Raw genomic sequence first — 15,767 nt, forward strand, 5'->3', positions numbered from 1 at the left:
GGGTACGGTTACAACATGAATTTCTTAATCTTATATACCATCTGCAGAAATCCGATCTTCATTCTAGAGTTGCATCGCGTTAGACACATTTTTTAGTATAGAAGTCATTCCAGCGTGTCATATCCCGATGTGGAATTAAATAGTTGCACAGATGGTTTTTCGAATCAACTTTGACGATATTCGATATTGAGGGTTAACAAATCCTACCGAGTTGGCAGTTCACTTGTCTGGTGTATGAGAACAACGAAACGTCTGATCAGTCATCATCAGTTCCTTAAAAGGATGGTAATTGCCAATAGCGAAGTGTTCTTCAAAAAACAAAGGACAGGTGCTTCTACAAGACAAATACAATTCTTTTTTTTGATTATATTCAGGTGTTTTACAAAAAAATATAAATATTGCCATTCTTGCTTTAGAACCTTATAGTTAAATATATCTACTAATAATGAGGCGATTATAGTGAGTTTAAGTCAAATATCTAACCCATTCTCTACAGGTAGTGGTGGAGCATCATTTGAAATTAAAGTTTTTTCTAGTTTTATTACAGAGATGTTAATTGGTGGAGTCCTTCCGAATTCACCAATTGGTACGATAGAAGCTGTTCGTTTTCAAGCTCGTCAATTAGGATATCATACTGATGATTGTTTAATATCAATAAAGTCAACCACAGCAACTCACAAAATTGTAATACAAGTGAAACATGGTCTTGCTTTCACTCAAAATACTGTTTTTAACGATGTTCTATCTGCAGCTTGGGCAGATTTCACTAATCCCCAGTTATTTAATCCTTTTTATGACAGGATTATAATTGTAACAGAGCCTCCTCCTCGTACAGTGATAAACCATTTGATACCAATTCTTCATTGGGCTAGGAACTGCAGCTCTTCTCAAGAATACTTGAGTAAAGTAGCTACTGAAAAATTTAGTTCTCAAAATAAACAGAATTATCTCGCATTATTTCGAGCCACTTTAGACCAAGCCAAAGGTGTTAGTGTTACAGATGATGAATTATGGAGTTTTTTGAAGAGCTTGTATATTTTGAATTATGATTTTGATGAACCAAATGGACAATCGCAAGCTAATATTCTTTCGAAATTAAACATCTTGAAAAATCCTGAATCTGTTGAAAGTATTGAAGGAATTTGGGCGAGAATTGTTGTTTTAGTTATGAATAGTAACCTAGCAGCAGCTACTATAGTACTTGATCAAATTGATAAAGATATCCGATCATGTTTTCTTCCTATTAATGGATTAAGTTTACAGAATTCATTAAAAGATTTAAGTGCTTGCTTTCTTCAAGTAAAGCCTCAGGTGGAGCATTTTATCTCTTCATTTCCAGAACAAATGCACGAAGATCTTGAAGCTGCAATGATTTCCGCTCATGATAAAATTAATATGCTTTCGGCAAGTGCTATTATGGAATGGTTTTTTGAATCCTATCATTTACCCAAAATAAATCACAACTTTTTAGATGGCTTAGCTCAATTGTGGAAAATCCTCATTTTATTGGATATTGCTTATACAGAATTTAATTTAATAAATGAAAGAATCGCTAACCTTGTGCTGGATCCACAAAACGGTATATATAGACATTTAGTGTACTCTACTCATCAAGATCCAATGCCGCGAGTTGTCTTAGCTTATGCACATCGATTTAATAAAGGGCTATACCCTAGTGTTTTTATTCATCCGATCATTATGGAAAACCATAGACATTCTCAAAAATCTAATTTATGTAGAGCCTGTGGTGAAGTTTACAATTTTGGACAGATATTGGTTTCCTTTTGTCAAGACTCAACTGTAGGTCCATATGGGGAAGAATCTAATTCACATCGTAATCTTGAAAGTGTCGAAATTCTATGTAGTAATTGTCTTTTTGATGAAATAACAAATATTCAAACTATGAGTGATTTACAGAAAGCTATCCGAAAGGTTGTATCTAATGATTAATTCAATTTGTTTACTTTTAGAAGAGGCTGGATTGGAAAAATCTCGAATTAAATTAGAGTACTCAAAATTTTTGTATGCAAATCCAGAACAAATTTTTGTGTTATCTAGTTTTACAAACGAGGATGAACTTTCGTCTGGTTGGAAAAATACAGCTCATGAGGTTGCAGTGACTATTCAATCAAAACTAAGTGACGAATTAGATTCTCTTAGATGGGATATATATCTTATTTACGTAGTTAATGATCTTGTCTCTCCACATTTAAAAGCTGAGATTGAAAATAGTCGTTTATATTTTAGGAAGCTAGTCATTTTCAAGGGAGAAGAAGTGCCAATTGAAAATCGACTTCCGCTTGGTATTCTTGGTCATTTGCACTTTAATGAAAAGCTAACTTTGTTTGATGATTATTCGTTTCTTGAGGAGTTCAAAAAAAATGTTTCTCCAGAAGTACAGAAAGAACTTGGTGATGATTTTTTTATTGACCCTAAGAGTAACTTGGAAATATTAAAATCAAAATATGGGGGAGAATTATGAGAATTGCTTTTCTTGAAATAGAATCTTTTCGGGGGTACGGAGAGAAGTACTCCTTCAGTTTCCCTGATTCAAATGTAATCCTATTGTATGGACAAAACGGGAATGGAAAGACATCTTTTTTTGATGCAATAGAATGGTGCCTGACAGGTTCCATTTCTCGTTACGAAATTGCAAGTGATGAAAGACGTAGAACGAAATTTATTGGAAATAAATTCTCTAACAATATTCCACAAGTGAATTTAGTATTATCTGTTAATAACCATAAAATACATATTTTTAGATATGGCAGATCTTTTGGTAAGTTGACAGATTATGGACAAGAAAACACTCGATTAAAAGTAGTTATAAATGATTCTAAGACTTTCTATGACTCAGAAGCTGAACAGTTGCTTTCCATTCTGTTAATTAACGAACATTGGAGAAGTCGTATTAATCTTCAGCGAGGTTTATCTTTAACGAATATTTTAGGCCAAGAACAAATGGATTCACTTATTCGTGGCATAAAAGATAAGGACAGGTATGATAATTTATCTGTTCTTTTCGGTACTCAACATTTCCAAAATAAATATAATAACGCTTTTCAAGAGATAAAAAAAATAATTGTATCTAAGAATGAAGAGAATCAGAAAGCACTGAAGATTATTGAAGAATTATTGGGACAGTTAAAGTTAGAATTACAGAAGAATGATATAACCATTCCTGATAATATTAGTGAAAATTTAAAAGAATCATACATACGTCAACAAAAAAAAATTAAAAATCTTGATATCAGTAATCAATCTATCCCGGAAGTCCAATTTATTAAATCGAATCTGGCTAAAGATCAAACCTATGTAAATAATTATTTGACAACTCACGAAAATACCTGGAATAAAACTATTAATGCGATATATGCATTTGAACGTTGGGAAAAACAGCAGCCGAGACTAATCAAATTATTAGAATTACAATCAATTGTTCGCAAAATTGAATTTGAGCAAAGAAAAGAAAAAGAAATTACTTGGTTAACGGAAAACTCTGTTCGTTTCTTTGAAACTGAAAATAAACTTATGGCCTTAAACACATCGCTAGAAGCTAAAAAAAGAGAGAGCAAAAAGCTTGAATTTTCAATATCAATTTTAAGTGAGTCCCAACAACAAACTCTTGCTAAAAACACAGTATTACAGTCATCTATAAATATAAATGAAGAATCATTTAACAGTGAGGATTTGGTATCACAACTTCAAACGTTGGACATCTCATATGAATTGAGTTTTCAAATTCAAATGATTCTTGATAAGTTAAGAACTTCTCTGCTCAAACAAAGAGATCTGGAACAAAGATCGATTGATTATAGCAAGGAATTAAAGGAAAATGAAAATCTTTTGAAGCAGATTCAAGATTTAGATAATAATTACCATCAACTTCTCATATCAATACAAAACTATGCTAAGAATAATCCAGACGTTTCCACATGTCCTGCGTGTGGTACAAACAATATATCATCTAATCATTTGTTAGCTCATACTCTGAATCAACAAAATACCTCTCATCCAGATCTCAACAGATTATCAACTATAGTCGAGGATTCAAAGTTAAGTTATGCAAAAATAGAAAAAGAGATCATAGAAATAAAAAATGATTATACTATTTATCTGCTGGAGTTCAAAAGAATAATTGATGAATTAACAAAATTAATAGATTCAGTACATCAATCATTATTGTTTACTAATAAAGAATGTGAATTGTTGCAAAAAGAAATAGATTTTTTGAGAGAGTTCAACTCTGATTTCATTGAAAAATCCAAAAATCTAAAATTTGAAATAGAGGAAACGAATATATCAAACTTAAAAGAATTATTAAATGATAGCTTATCACGAATAGTAATAAACAAGGCCAACTTAGCTCAAACTCAAAATAATCTATTACGTTCCTGTGAATTAGATAATACAAATGAAATAGATATTATTGTCTCAAATGTTAAAAAGAATCAAGAAGTACTTTTTGATAGTTTTAGAGATATTTTTGAAATTAATTCCATTGATGATATTGATGACTCTTTATCAATATCCTTCAACACAAAAATAGAAGAATTAAAGTTAGAAAAGAAAAAAATTGATAATTGGAAGACCGCAAATGATGAACTCTCAATTTCTATTAAACAAATGGAAGCATTTGAGCATTCAAAATCCTTGAAAACTCAAATTGATATTAATGAAAAAAAACAGCTGAATCTTATAAACAACCGTACAAAATTAAAAAAAGACTTAGAAGTTATTGAAGCAGCAATCAAAGCAACTCCTATAACCATTGATAAGCTTAATGAAAATGTAATGGATGAATTATTTGATGATATATCTAAAATATACCAAAGAATTAGCCCCCATCCTTTATTTACTAATTTTAAATATGATAAAAATAAAAATTTTAAAGCAAATAGACTTCTTTATAATGTTAGTGAGAATGATGGTAACTTTGCAAATCCTTCATTTATTTTTAGTTCAGCACAAGTAAATGGATCGGCTCTTTCAATCTTTTTAGCAATGGCAATGAAACAAGAATGGACTCCTTTATCTCTTATTGCAATGGATGATCCAATTCAAAGTATGGATGATCTCAATACCTCCTTTTTAGTTGATTTTATTAGAGAGTTAACGAAACATTCCACTGCAAAACAATTTATTATTTCAACTCATGATATAAATTTTTATCGTTTAATGTTAAAAAAATTCAGGTACCAAAATCTGTCAACTTTAGAATTCGAAGGATTAACTAAGGCTGGTCCTATCCTTACTATGAACTCAGGGAAATTTATAAGAACTCATTCGTCTCAGTCTCTTTCTAAAGGGAAGTTAGAATTAAATAAATTATTTGAAGATATTCTAAAAGATGATGAAGAAGACATAATTCATAAATAAAAATTACTATAGTAATATGAAATATTATCTCTTCTTTTAACAGTATTGGTAGCAGATTTGTTCAAGAGTTTTTCTGTATTTATAATGCTTTAATTTTTAAAAAGTAAGCCCATTTTAGGACCAAACCCTTTCCCTGCAGGGCTTTCTTTCGCATTTCTCTTACGGCTTAGTAGTCATATTCATCTTGATATGGTAGGGACCTAAACGTACTCAAATATTCATGCTAAAATACTTGCAAATATGGCTGCTCATCCAAATTCCTGAACGTAGAGAGTGTGAAGCATAAAAGTACCTTTAACCTCGTTGTTAAAGGATTTGTGTTTGAACTTTCTGTGGTGTAGGAAAGGGGCTAAGGGAACTTATAATCTTGGGCACGGGAGTAAAAACAGGAAGAGGTACTTTTGTTTGTATAACCTTAATTTTGCTAGCATTTTTGCTAACATGGCTGGATATCCAAATCTCTGAACGCAGAGAGTATGGAGCAAAAAAAATGCCTTAAACCCGCATAGTTAAAGGCTTTATGCTCGATCTTCCCGTAGCGTAGAAAAGGGTCTAAGAGGACTACTTCAGGACTTAAAATCCTGTGAAGAAAAAGCACTAATCTTCCCGATTTACAAACCCTATATCCTCAAAGACGGCCATCCCCCGGATGGCCGCCTTTTTTAATCCTCTTCTTCTACGCTCCTCTTACTTCTCCCTCTCCCTCACCACCGGCACAGGCACCACCAGCCCCTTGCTACTGCCTCCCCCTGCATACCCCTCCCCGCCCGGCGGAACGGGCGGCGTCAGGATCAGCTTGAACGCCCAGACCAGCGCCAATGCGCCGAAGAGGGGGTAGAAGACGGACAGCAGCGAGCTGAAGCCGAATTGGCTGAAGATGTAGCAGATCAACATCAGCAGCGGAGTGACGAGTCTGGCGGGGAGGGGGAGCCGCTGCTGGAGCTGGAGGGAGACGCCGTAGATGTCGGCGACGAAGGTGCTGAAGATTTCCATGAAGATCAGTGCCAGGTAGATGAGGCGGACGACCGGGCCGAGGCTGAAGGCGATGCTGCCCATCGGGATCTCGAATTGGAGGATGCCCGGCATTTGGGCGCTCATGGCAAAATGCGCCGCCATCAGCATAAAGCCGATGCCGAGTCCCCCGATCAGGCCTCCGAGCTTCAGCGTCCGCTCGTCCTTGCACTCTGCCGCCAGCGGCACGAGTACGGCCTGGGCCATACCCAGGTTGAAGGCGGTGTAGAGAAGCGGCGAGAGCCAGGCCATCCAGGGGCTGCGCTCGGTATCGAGCAGCATATAGCGGAGCGGGTCCGGGGTGCCGAAGGTGTTCAGGATGATGACCAGCGACAGGGTCAGCATGAGCGGCACGACGATGCTGTTCATCTGCATGATGCCGGAGATTCCGCGCTGGAGCAGCAGGTAGGAGCCGACGACGGTCAGGATGAGGCCGGTCTGGGTATGCAGACCGAGATGCTCCTGGAAGATGGCTCCGGCTCCGGCGAGCATGATGCTGTTGACGCCAATCAGAATCAGCAGGGTGAACAGGCTGATAAGGCTGCCGGCGCCTTCGCCGAACAGGTGCCGGTTGAAATCCTCGTAGGAGCGGGCCTTGATCCGGTGGGCCAGCAGCATCATTTTGCAGCCCAGCCAGACGAATGCGGCCGTCGAGAGAACGATGGTCAGAAGGGCCCAGCGGCCGTATTGGGTGAAGAACTGGAGTATTTCCTGACCCGTCGCGAACCCGGCTCCGACGATGGTGCCGATGTACGTAAAAGCGATTTGCAGCGAGCGAAGAGTCGATCTCATGGCAATCCCTCCAAGGCGTCTTGGCGCAGGCCGGCCAGCCGGCGAATGCCTGTCGGAATGGCTTGTGCACCGCATATAGTACAGGTTATGATGGGGAGCAGAAGGACATGACTCCCGCGACTCCGGCAGATGCCGGAGAACGGGCGGGGGAGAACGCAAGCATTTTGGAATAAATGGAGGCAGAGGGTCATGGAATTATTGAAGAAGCGGATATTGGAGGAAGGAATCGTCGTATCCGATCAGGTGCTGAAGCTGGACGGTCTGCTGAACCACCAGGTGGACCCGCAGCTGACGATGGAAATGGGACGGGAGTTCGCCGCCCGGTTCGCGGATCAGGGAGTGACCCGGATTGTGACCGTGGAATCTTCGGGTATTGCCGTGGCATTTGCAACCGCCTATGAGATGAACGTACCGTTGGTATTTGCCCGCCGCAAAAAAACGCTGCTCGCCGACCCCGACGCGCTCTGCGAACGGGTGCCTTCCTTCACGAAGGGGATTGTGACGGACATCATGATCTCTCGCCAGTACATTTCGCCGGAGGATAAAGTGCTGTTCATCGACGATATTATCGCGAACGGCGACGCGGCGCGCGGCATGATTAAGATCATTAACCGTTCGGGAGCGGAGCTGGCCGGATTCGGGGTCGTGGTGGAGAAGTGCTTTGAAGCGGGGGCGCGGACGATCCGCGAGCAGGGGGTTCGCGTGGAATCGCTGGCGCGCATCCGGTCGCTGGCCGGCGGCCAGATTGCTTTTGAGGAATGAAATTTCTGACGAATTCGGGAACATTGCCTAATTTTTTAACATCGACTTTCCAGCCTATGTTTTTTCCATTATAATTAAAGACAGACATAGGAGAGGAGGCGTCACAATGGGGAAAGAACCGGTGACAGAGCAATTCTTTATTGATAAACTAACCGAGGCCAAGGATCACTTCGAGCGGGCGCTCGACTGCAAGCATACGGACTTTGATGATCTGTACCCCTATATGATCGAACATCCTCAATTCTTCTGGTATAAGCGCTATGTAGCCTGGTCCGAGCTGCTGACCATTGCCGGTCTGTGCGAAGAACTGGATTACGCTTGGCGGGACCTGTTCACGTCCAACCAGGTTCAATATGTGGAAGAACGGGTCATGTCCGCGAAAGTGCTGGACTACTGGTTCGAGAAGAACGAGGCTTTGATCTAATTCGTGATCGTTCACGTTCGTGTTATATTAACAAGACCTCAATGACCTTCATTGTGGTCTTTTTTAATCGTGCGGAGAGGGGGAAGCTTATGATCAGCGATGAAGAGTTGAACGCCTACCGGCTTTCCGGCGAGAAGGTGCGGGTGGTCCGGGACGGTCTGGATAGCAATGATGTCCGGGGAATTGTGCTGGCTTGGAATGACAAGGAAGTCATGATCCGCCGCCCGAACCGGAACGTCGTCAAGCTGAGCCGGGACTATCTCATTATGCCGGCCAAGGAGCCGAGACCGAACCTGATCGAGACCGACTCTGATTGAGGAAGCAGCAGCGCCGAGAAGCAAGAATAAGCCGCCCGGAATCGAAGGTTCGATCCGGGCGGCTTGTGTTCTGTCTTCCTATATAATGGGCTTACAGGCTCACGGCCAGCTGTGTCTTCATCTCGTCGCGGGCAAGAATGGAATATTCGCCCGCCAGTCCCAGATACGCCCGCATGCGCAGGGTCATCTCCTTGCGGAAGCTCTGCCAGTCAATCTTCATCTCGCCGACATACCCGCGGCATTTGTATTCGGCTTCAACGCCCCGCTGATCTTGGCGGATCGTGGTGATGCTGATGTTCTGGGAAGCCAGTTCCCGGTTCACTTCCTGCAGCATGAGGGCGGTCTTCTTGGCTCCGACGGAGATCAGCTCCATATACAGCTGGGGCATCTTGAACAGACCGCTCTTGCCGATGGTCCGGCAGTCGCGTTCAAATACTTTATGAATAAACGTCAGAAGCAGGTAACTGCGAACCAGAGCAAGCTCTTCACGGGTTGTCTCGGGCTCAAATTTCGCGATCGTCGCCATTGAAATCACCTCAATTATAGTATGCGAACCTTTGTTCTTATTATACATTTTCCTGCAATTGAAAGCAATAAATATCCAGAAAATAAATCAAATTTATCTGTATAAATTTAAGGTTGACGTCTCGCTTGGATAGATGGTATGATATTTTTTGTGGCCGGTTAACCGGAATCACTATGATACGCGGTCGTGGCGGAATTGGCAGACGCGCACGGTTCAGGTCCGTGTGGGCTAACCCCCCGTGGAGGTTCGAGTCCTCTCGACCGCATTCCGAAAGAAGCTTCAGTCCTTGGACTGGAGCTTCTTTTTTGTTGTCCGGAGAGGGCGGAAAATTAATTTTTTACATCATAAAATTGGCTATAACATTTGTCACACGATCTGCCGACAAACAACGTTACGGATGGGAATCTCCGTAATCAATCCTTCATCACCGAGGGGAATTCGGAAGGGAAAGTGGGCAGTGGATGAAAGACACTAATCAACGCTACAAATCTCCGGGATTCAGAGTGAAGCTGCTGCTGCTCTGTGCCCTTGTGGCCGCAGCGCCAGCCGGAAATACAGGATTCGCAGCCGGATCTCCGGCCTCGTCGATTCTCACGCCTGTCCGGAATGTGGACATTGGCTGGCTGAGCGCCAGCGGCACCGCCATCCAGACCGGCGGAACGACGATCCGCGTGGACCTGAGCGAACACCGGGCCTGGAATTTCGACAGCTCCAGAGCTTGGTCGGCCGTATCGAAGAGCAGTTCCGTTACAGCCTCCGTTGAAGGCCGGGAGCTGGTATTGAATATTCTGGCAGCCGGCAAGGCGGAGATTGAGCTGCGGGCCGGGAAGCCGGGCGCGGAAGCACTGGTTGATACCTGGATGGTCGATGTCAGCAAGACCGGCGACATCAACGGTGACGGTCAGATCACATCGGCGGATGCTCTCTATATTACCAAGCTGGTGAACAGCAAAACGCCTTTAACCCCTAAAGAAATCAACCTCTACGATATTAACCGGGACGGCGTGGTCACATTGGCGGATTCTACGGCTCTTCTGACCGGGTATGTGGGCAAGAGCAGCTCTGTTGCCCCGACTTATATCGTGAATCTGCTGGAAGTCAACGATGCTCCGGGCATCGCGGACGGACGGCTGGAAGGCGAACTGAAGGTTACGGGAACACTCACGGCGCAATATCGTTATTATGACGCCGAAGAGGACGCAGAGACGGCCGCTTCTTACCGGTGGTACCGGGGGAGACAGGCCGACGGTTCGGATAAAGCCCTGATCGGGAACGCTTCCGGGAAGTCCTATAGAATCGGGGAAGCGGATCTCGGCTTCTATCTGTTCGCAGAGGTGACGCCGCGGGCGGCCGGCGGCAGCGCGCAGGGAGTGCCGGTTACCCTGGCTTCGGCATCCTTTGTACCGGACACCGCTCCTCCGGAGCTGGCCTTGGCTCCGTCGCCTTCCGGCGCTTTGACGAAGCAGCAGGCCGGGGGAGAGCTTGCGCTTGAATTTAACGAACCGGTCAAAGCCGGCAGCGGCGTTATCGCTCTGTACACTGTTAATCATACGCTGGTCAAGGAATACCGGGCGGACGATGCCGCCCATATCGGCTTCAGCGGCAGTCGGGTTACGCTGCGCAACCTGGATCTTCAGGAGTTGACCGACTATTACATTACGGTTGAATCGGGCGCCCTTGTCGATCTGGCGGGCAATCCGTTCGCGGGCTGGACGAATGCCAATGACTGGCGCCTGACCACTCCGGATATGAACGGCCCTCTGGTCTCCTCGCTGCTGCCTCTGGCCCATTCGAAGAAAGTGCTCCCAGACAGCAGTCTGGTGCTGACCTTCAATGAACAGGTTCAGGCGGCAGCGGGCGGAACGGTGGTTCTGCACCGTGCCGACGGCAGCGTTGCCCAGACCCTTCCGGCAGACGACGCTTCGCGGGTCACGGTTCAGGGAGCGGTTGTCACGATCAAGCCGGATGCGCTCGGAGAGTTGGAGACGTACTACGTCACGGTGGCGGAAGGGACCTTCATGGACCTGGCGGGCAATGCGGCCGAAGGGTTGACCGGGTCCTCGGACTGGGACTTTACGGTAGCGGATGTCACGCCGCCGGCGCTGACCGATTGGACTCCGTCCAATCACGCGCAGCAGGTTCTTCCGGGCAGCGACCTTGTGCTGACCTTCAGCGAGACGGTAGAAGCCGTGTCCGGCAAGACGATTACGGTCTATGATATGGCGAGCCAGACGGCAGCTGCGGCGATTGACGCGGACGACGCTGCCAAGGTGACCGTTCAAGGCAATCAGGTCACTGTGAAGAACCCGGGTCTTAGCGCGGACAAGCACTATCAGGTCAATATTTCTGCAGGAGCGTTCAAGGACGCCTCTGGCAACGGATCAGCGGCGCTGGACGGCAGCACCGATTGGAGCTTCGCGATGGTGGATACGATTCCGCCGCAGCTCGCTTCGACGCTGCCGGTGAACGGAACCGCTGCCGCCGGCGTCCAAGAACCTCTGAAGATGACGTTCAGCGAACCGGTTCAAACGGTAGCGGGCAAGAAGATCATCGTTCATCTGAAGGATGACGACAGCGCGGTCTTTGAACTGGATGCGGCGGATTCTTCCCGCGTGGCGGTCGCAGGAACTGCGGTTACGCTTACCGGTCTCCGGCTTCAGGAGAAGGCGGATTACTACGTAACGGTTGAGCCGGGAGCGTTGACGGATAAGGCCGGGAATGCTTTTGCCGGACTCGCGGACAACAGCGGCTGGCACTTCAGCGTTCCGGATCTTACAGCACCGACGGCGGCGAGCTTCAGTCCCGTACGCGGATCGGCCGCCGCAGGAAGAACGGCACCTCTCGTCCTGGAATTCAGTGAGGAAGTAACCGCGGCGGTGAATAAGCAGATCCGGATTATGCGTGCATCCGATCATACGGTTGTGGCGACCTATAATGCCAACGATCCGGCTGCCGTTCAGATTGCGGACGGTGTCGTGACTCTCGCCAATCCGGGTCTTGCCGACGGCACGGGCTACTATGTAGAGGTGGATAGCGGAGCGTTCAAGGATGAAGGAGGCAATGTCTTCGCCGGACTGTCTGGGGAGGGCGCCTGGAGCTTCTCGACGCCGGATACCATCGCACCGGTTCTGTCCGGAACGCTCCCGGCTGCATCCGCAACCGGAGTTGCCCTTTCGGCGGCTCTGACCGCGACATTTAATGAGCCGGTACAGGCGCAGGCGGGCAAGAAGATCATTGTGCGCAATCTGGACACCCAGGATGTCGCAGCCGAATATGCAGCCGACGATACCGCGAATATTCTCGTGAACGGCGCCAGTGTAACGATTGCGAACCCGGGGCTTCTGGAACTGTCACGCTACGGCATCGAGATCGAGCCCGGAGCGCTGACGGATACGAGCGGCAACCCGTTCGCAGGATTGACCGAAGGGGCCTGGAGCTTCGCAACCCCGGACCCGCGCGGATTCACGGCTGCCAATACCGCCAGCGAATTCTCGGCCGTGCAGATGATGCACGACGGAGGAGCGGTTCTGCTGCTTGAAATAACGGGAGACGCCTTCAAGGATACGCTGGGCAGCGGCGACTTTGAGCTGAACAACGCTCCCGCCGGAGTGACCGTGATGGACGCGGTCTATGCCGACGGCGGCAGTGCTTACCTGATGCTGAACTATGACGGCACGCCGTTCGACGGGATTGTCCCGAACTTCAGCGTCACGGCCAAATCCGGCGCGCTTCAGAGCGGCAAGCCGGCGCAGTCGCCTGCAATGACCGTTATTGGCGAGAGCGGTCCCAAGGTTGTGACCCTGTCTCCCGCCTCCGGCGAGGCGGCGGCGGACAAGCGCGGAGCGCTGACGGTTTCTTTTGACAAGACGATTACGGCCGGATCCGGCAAGAATATCTCGATTTACCGCACTTCGGACGACAGTCTTGTGCAGCAGATCGATGCGGGCGACAGCTCGAAGGTAACCGTATCCGGCACCGCTGCGACGATCCGGCCGAATGTGCTGGCCGACGGCACGTCGTACTACGTGAAGATGGATGCCGGCGCATTCGTCACGGACCGTGGCGCCGGTAGTTCCGCCTTGGACGGCAAGACCGGCTGGACCTTCACGACCGCCCCGGCCATACCGGGACCGTTCTTCTCGGAATATTTGAATGCGGGGGACGGCCGGCAGGCGCTCGAAATCTACAGCTCGGTGCCCAATGCCAATTATGTCGGCTACAAGCTCGTGCTGTACAAGTACATGAAGGCTACGAACAAAGTGGAGACGACTTCCATAGAGCTAAATCCGCATTCCTGGCAGAACAACATGCTGTATATCATGCTGGACCGCAACTTCTATGACGCCATGGACAGCACGGGCATTACGTATTTCAACGAAGAGTTCTACGGCTATGATCCGGCTGTCTTCACCTTGAATGCGCTGGTCATTACCGATGCTTCCGGGAAGGTCATTGATGTGCTGGGCGATCCGACCGCTACTGGACAGAGTCCCTTCATGGCTTCGGGCGGAACCCTTGTGCGCAAGCCGGGTTCTTATGGCGGTTCGTCCGTATTCCGGCTCAATCAGTGGAATTCCTATCCGGCGGGAACCTTCGTGTATTTGGGCAATCACACCAACTAGTCTTCAGGGACTCAGTGAACGAGAATCAGGAGGAATTCATTCATGCCAAAAATACTTCGTATCCTCAAGGGGCTGCCCTTGATGCTGCTGGCGGCTGCGCTGCTTCTGGGCAGCGCCTGGACCCCGCCCGCCGCAGCCGCGGCGGCGGGAGAGCCGGACGTCAGGCTGATCCTCGGAGACACGTCGCTGTCTCCGGGAGAGGCGGCTTCCGTGCCGGTGAAGATCGTCGCGGCCCGGGGCGTCTCTTCCTATAATGTTCAGATCGAGTATGATCCGGCCCGCATTCAGGTAACCGGCATCACCCCGATCTACGGGAATGCGGACCCGGCGCTGGGCGCTTCGGACCCCAAGGGCTATTTCACTTCCCGAATCGACAGCAAGGAAGGAACCGTCCGCGCCGCCTGGCTGGACACGAGTGCGGGCAGCGCTGCGGAGCATCCCCTTGCAGGTGAACAGGTGCTGTTCATCGTTGAAGTGAAGGCGGTCGGCCCGGTAGGCGGGACCGCCCTGAAGCTGCCGGCAGGCAATTCAGAAGAGCTGCTGTTCGCAGGCTCCGCCTTCGGCGAGAATGCTCTTCCCGATATTCTCTCCGTCCTGGTTACCGGGGGGAATGTCAGCGTCATCTCGGCCAGCCGGGACAACGGGCCGGCGGCCACCCCGAAGCCGGCCGCAGTCAAGGTATATCTGAACGGGCAGGAGCAGCCCTCCTATGCCGAAGCTTCGAGCACGGCGGATGGATCGCGCACGGTCACACAGATTAAGGTGGACAACACGAAAGCGCTGGAGCTGATTGAACAGGAGAATCAGAGCCGGTTGACGCTGGCCCTGGAGAATTCTTCGGCGGACCGTGTGGTCGGCGTGTTGAATGGGACGCTGGTCAAAGCAATGGAAGGCAAGGGAGCGGAAATGGAAGTAAAGACCGCTTTTGCTTCCTATGTGCTGCCTGCGAAGATGATCCGAATTGACAAGGTAGCCGAGCAGCTGAAGGCGGCGGATTCGCTCTCCGACATTACCATCTCCGTTGCGATGGAAGAAGCGGACGCGGCTTCGGCGTCGAAGGCGGGAGCGGCCGCCGGGAAGCAGGGCGTAGCATTGGCGGCAACGCCGGTGGAATTCACGGTCGCAGCGGAGTATGGCGGCCAGCGTGTCAATATTGACCAGTTCAGCGGTTATGTGGAACGGAGCATTGCCGTTCCGGCGGGAGTCGATGCTTCCAAGATCACGACCGCAGCTGTTCTGTCGAAGGACGGCGTGCTGAAACATATTCCGACCCGGATTATCCGCGAAACCGACGGCAGTTATGCGGCGATCATCAACAGCATGAGCAACAGTCTCTATACGCTGATCTGGAATGAGGCTTCGCTGACGGATCTGGCTAAGCACTGGAGCCGGGCCGATGTCTCCGACCTGGCTTCGCGGATGATCGTTCAGGGCGATGTTCAGGGCCGCTTCCAGCCGAATCGCATGATCAGCCGCGCCGAATTCGCGGCGGTGCTGATGCGCGGACTGGGGCTCTATAACGGAGAGAGCGATGGAAAGAGCGCCGCTCTGCCCAAGGACGTTCCGTCAGCAAGCTGGTATGCGGCCACTGTCCGCTCCGCCCAGGCGTACGGGCTGGTAAGCGGGTATGCCGACGGCAGCTTCCAACCGGCGGCTTCCATCAGCCGCGCCGAAGCGGCGGCGATTCTGAACCGGGCGGCGGCACTGCGCGGCGGCGTGCAGGAGCAGGCGGGAGCAGCCAATGTGCTGAAGGCATACCGCGACGGCGGGCGCGTCGGCGCATGGGCGCAGCAGGCGGTTGCGTCTGCCGTGAACGCCGGCTGGATTAAGGGCAGCGGCGGCGAGCTGAAGCCGAATGCGGCTCTGACCCGCGCCGAAGCGGCAGCTATGATCCGCAGGCTCTTGGTACAGAACGAACTGATTAATTCCTAACG

The 15,767-nt window shown here is 48.4% G+C and carries 10 protein-coding genes and 1 tRNA gene; 9 read left to right on the top strand and 2 right to left on the bottom strand.

The features are described from left to right. Positions 1 to 459 precede the first annotated feature (459 nt). From F4V43_RS10910 to F4V43_RS10920, 3 genes are read left to right on the top strand one after another with little or no spacing between them, the layout of a single operon-like run. On the top strand, positions 460 to 1,950 hold the full coding sequence (locus F4V43_RS10910; RefSeq protein ID WP_150458277.1) for an ABC-three component system protein: 1,491 nt from the start codon (positions 460 to 462) through the stop codon (positions 1,948 to 1,950). After that, positions 1,943 to 2,482: an ABC-three component system middle component 1 gene (locus F4V43_RS10915; protein ID WP_150458278.1), complete on the top strand. Its 540-nt coding sequence runs from the start codon at positions 1,943 to 1,945 to the stop codon at positions 2,480 to 2,482. The genes F4V43_RS10910 and F4V43_RS10915 overlap by 8 nt, the downstream gene beginning before the upstream one ends. Further along, positions 2,479 to 5,379: an AAA family ATPase gene (locus F4V43_RS10920; protein ID WP_150458279.1), complete on the top strand. Its 2,901-nt coding sequence runs from the start codon at positions 2,479 to 2,481 to the stop codon at positions 5,377 to 5,379. Before F4V43_RS10915 ends, F4V43_RS10920 begins: the two co-directional genes overlap by 4 nt. A 687-nt stretch (positions 5,380 to 6,066) precedes the next feature. Here the strand turns inward: F4V43_RS10920 and F4V43_RS10925 are convergent. Then, positions 6,067 to 7,182 carry a hypothetical protein gene (locus F4V43_RS10925; RefSeq protein WP_223879857.1) on the bottom strand — a complete coding sequence of 372 codons (1,116 nt, stop codon included), beginning with the start codon at positions 7,180 to 7,182 and terminating at the stop codon, positions 6,067 to 6,069. Between the two features lie 189 nt (positions 7,183 to 7,371). On the opposite strand from F4V43_RS10925, the gene F4V43_RS10930 reads away from it, so the two are divergent. From F4V43_RS10930 to F4V43_RS10940, 3 genes are all read left to right on the top strand, one after another. Beyond that, a complete protein-coding gene (locus F4V43_RS10930) occupies positions 7,372 to 7,944 on the top strand; it encodes a xanthine phosphoribosyltransferase (protein WP_150458280.1) in 573 nt (190 codons plus the stop codon). A 106-nt stretch (positions 7,945 to 8,050) separates the two neighbouring features. After that, on the top strand, positions 8,051 to 8,368 hold the full coding sequence (locus F4V43_RS10935; protein ID WP_150458281.1) for a hypothetical protein: 318 nt from the start codon (positions 8,051 to 8,053) through the stop codon (positions 8,366 to 8,368). 89 nt (positions 8,369 to 8,457) lie between these two features. Continuing rightward, on the top strand, positions 8,458 to 8,685 hold the full coding sequence (locus F4V43_RS10940; protein ID WP_150458282.1) for a hypothetical protein: 228 nt from the start codon (positions 8,458 to 8,460) through the stop codon (positions 8,683 to 8,685). A gap of 91 nt (positions 8,686 to 8,776) precedes the next feature. Here F4V43_RS10940 and F4V43_RS10945 read toward each other — a convergent pair whose 3' ends face one another. Then, a complete protein-coding gene (locus F4V43_RS10945) occupies positions 8,777 to 9,211 on the bottom strand; it encodes a hypothetical protein (RefSeq protein ID WP_150458283.1) in 435 nt (144 codons plus the stop codon). Between the two features lie 180 nt (positions 9,212 to 9,391). Between F4V43_RS10945 and F4V43_RS10950 the strand changes: the two genes are divergently transcribed. The 3 genes from F4V43_RS10950 (at position 9,392) to F4V43_RS10960 (ending at position 15,765) form a co-directional block, all read left to right on the top strand. After that, positions 9,392 to 9,476 (top strand) — tRNA-Leu (locus F4V43_RS10950). A gap of 196 nt (positions 9,477 to 9,672) precedes the next feature. After that, the gene (locus F4V43_RS10955; protein ID WP_150458284.1) at positions 9,673 to 13,833 is read left to right on the top strand and encodes an Ig-like domain-containing protein; all 4,161 of its coding nucleotides are present in this window, start codon (positions 9,673 to 9,675) and stop codon (positions 13,831 to 13,833) included. 42 nt (positions 13,834 to 13,875) lie between these two features. Then, complete coding sequence (locus F4V43_RS10960) at positions 13,876 to 15,765, top strand: S-layer homology domain-containing protein (protein ID WP_150458285.1); 1,890 nt, start codon at positions 13,876 to 13,878, stop codon at positions 15,763 to 15,765. The last annotated feature ends 2 nt before the right edge of the window (positions 15,766 to 15,767 follow it).

The organism is Paenibacillus spiritus, assembly GCF_008710135.1.
Classification (GTDB): domain Bacteria; phylum Bacillota; class Bacilli; order Paenibacillales; family Paenibacillaceae; genus Paenibacillus_AQ; species Paenibacillus_AQ glufosinatiresistens.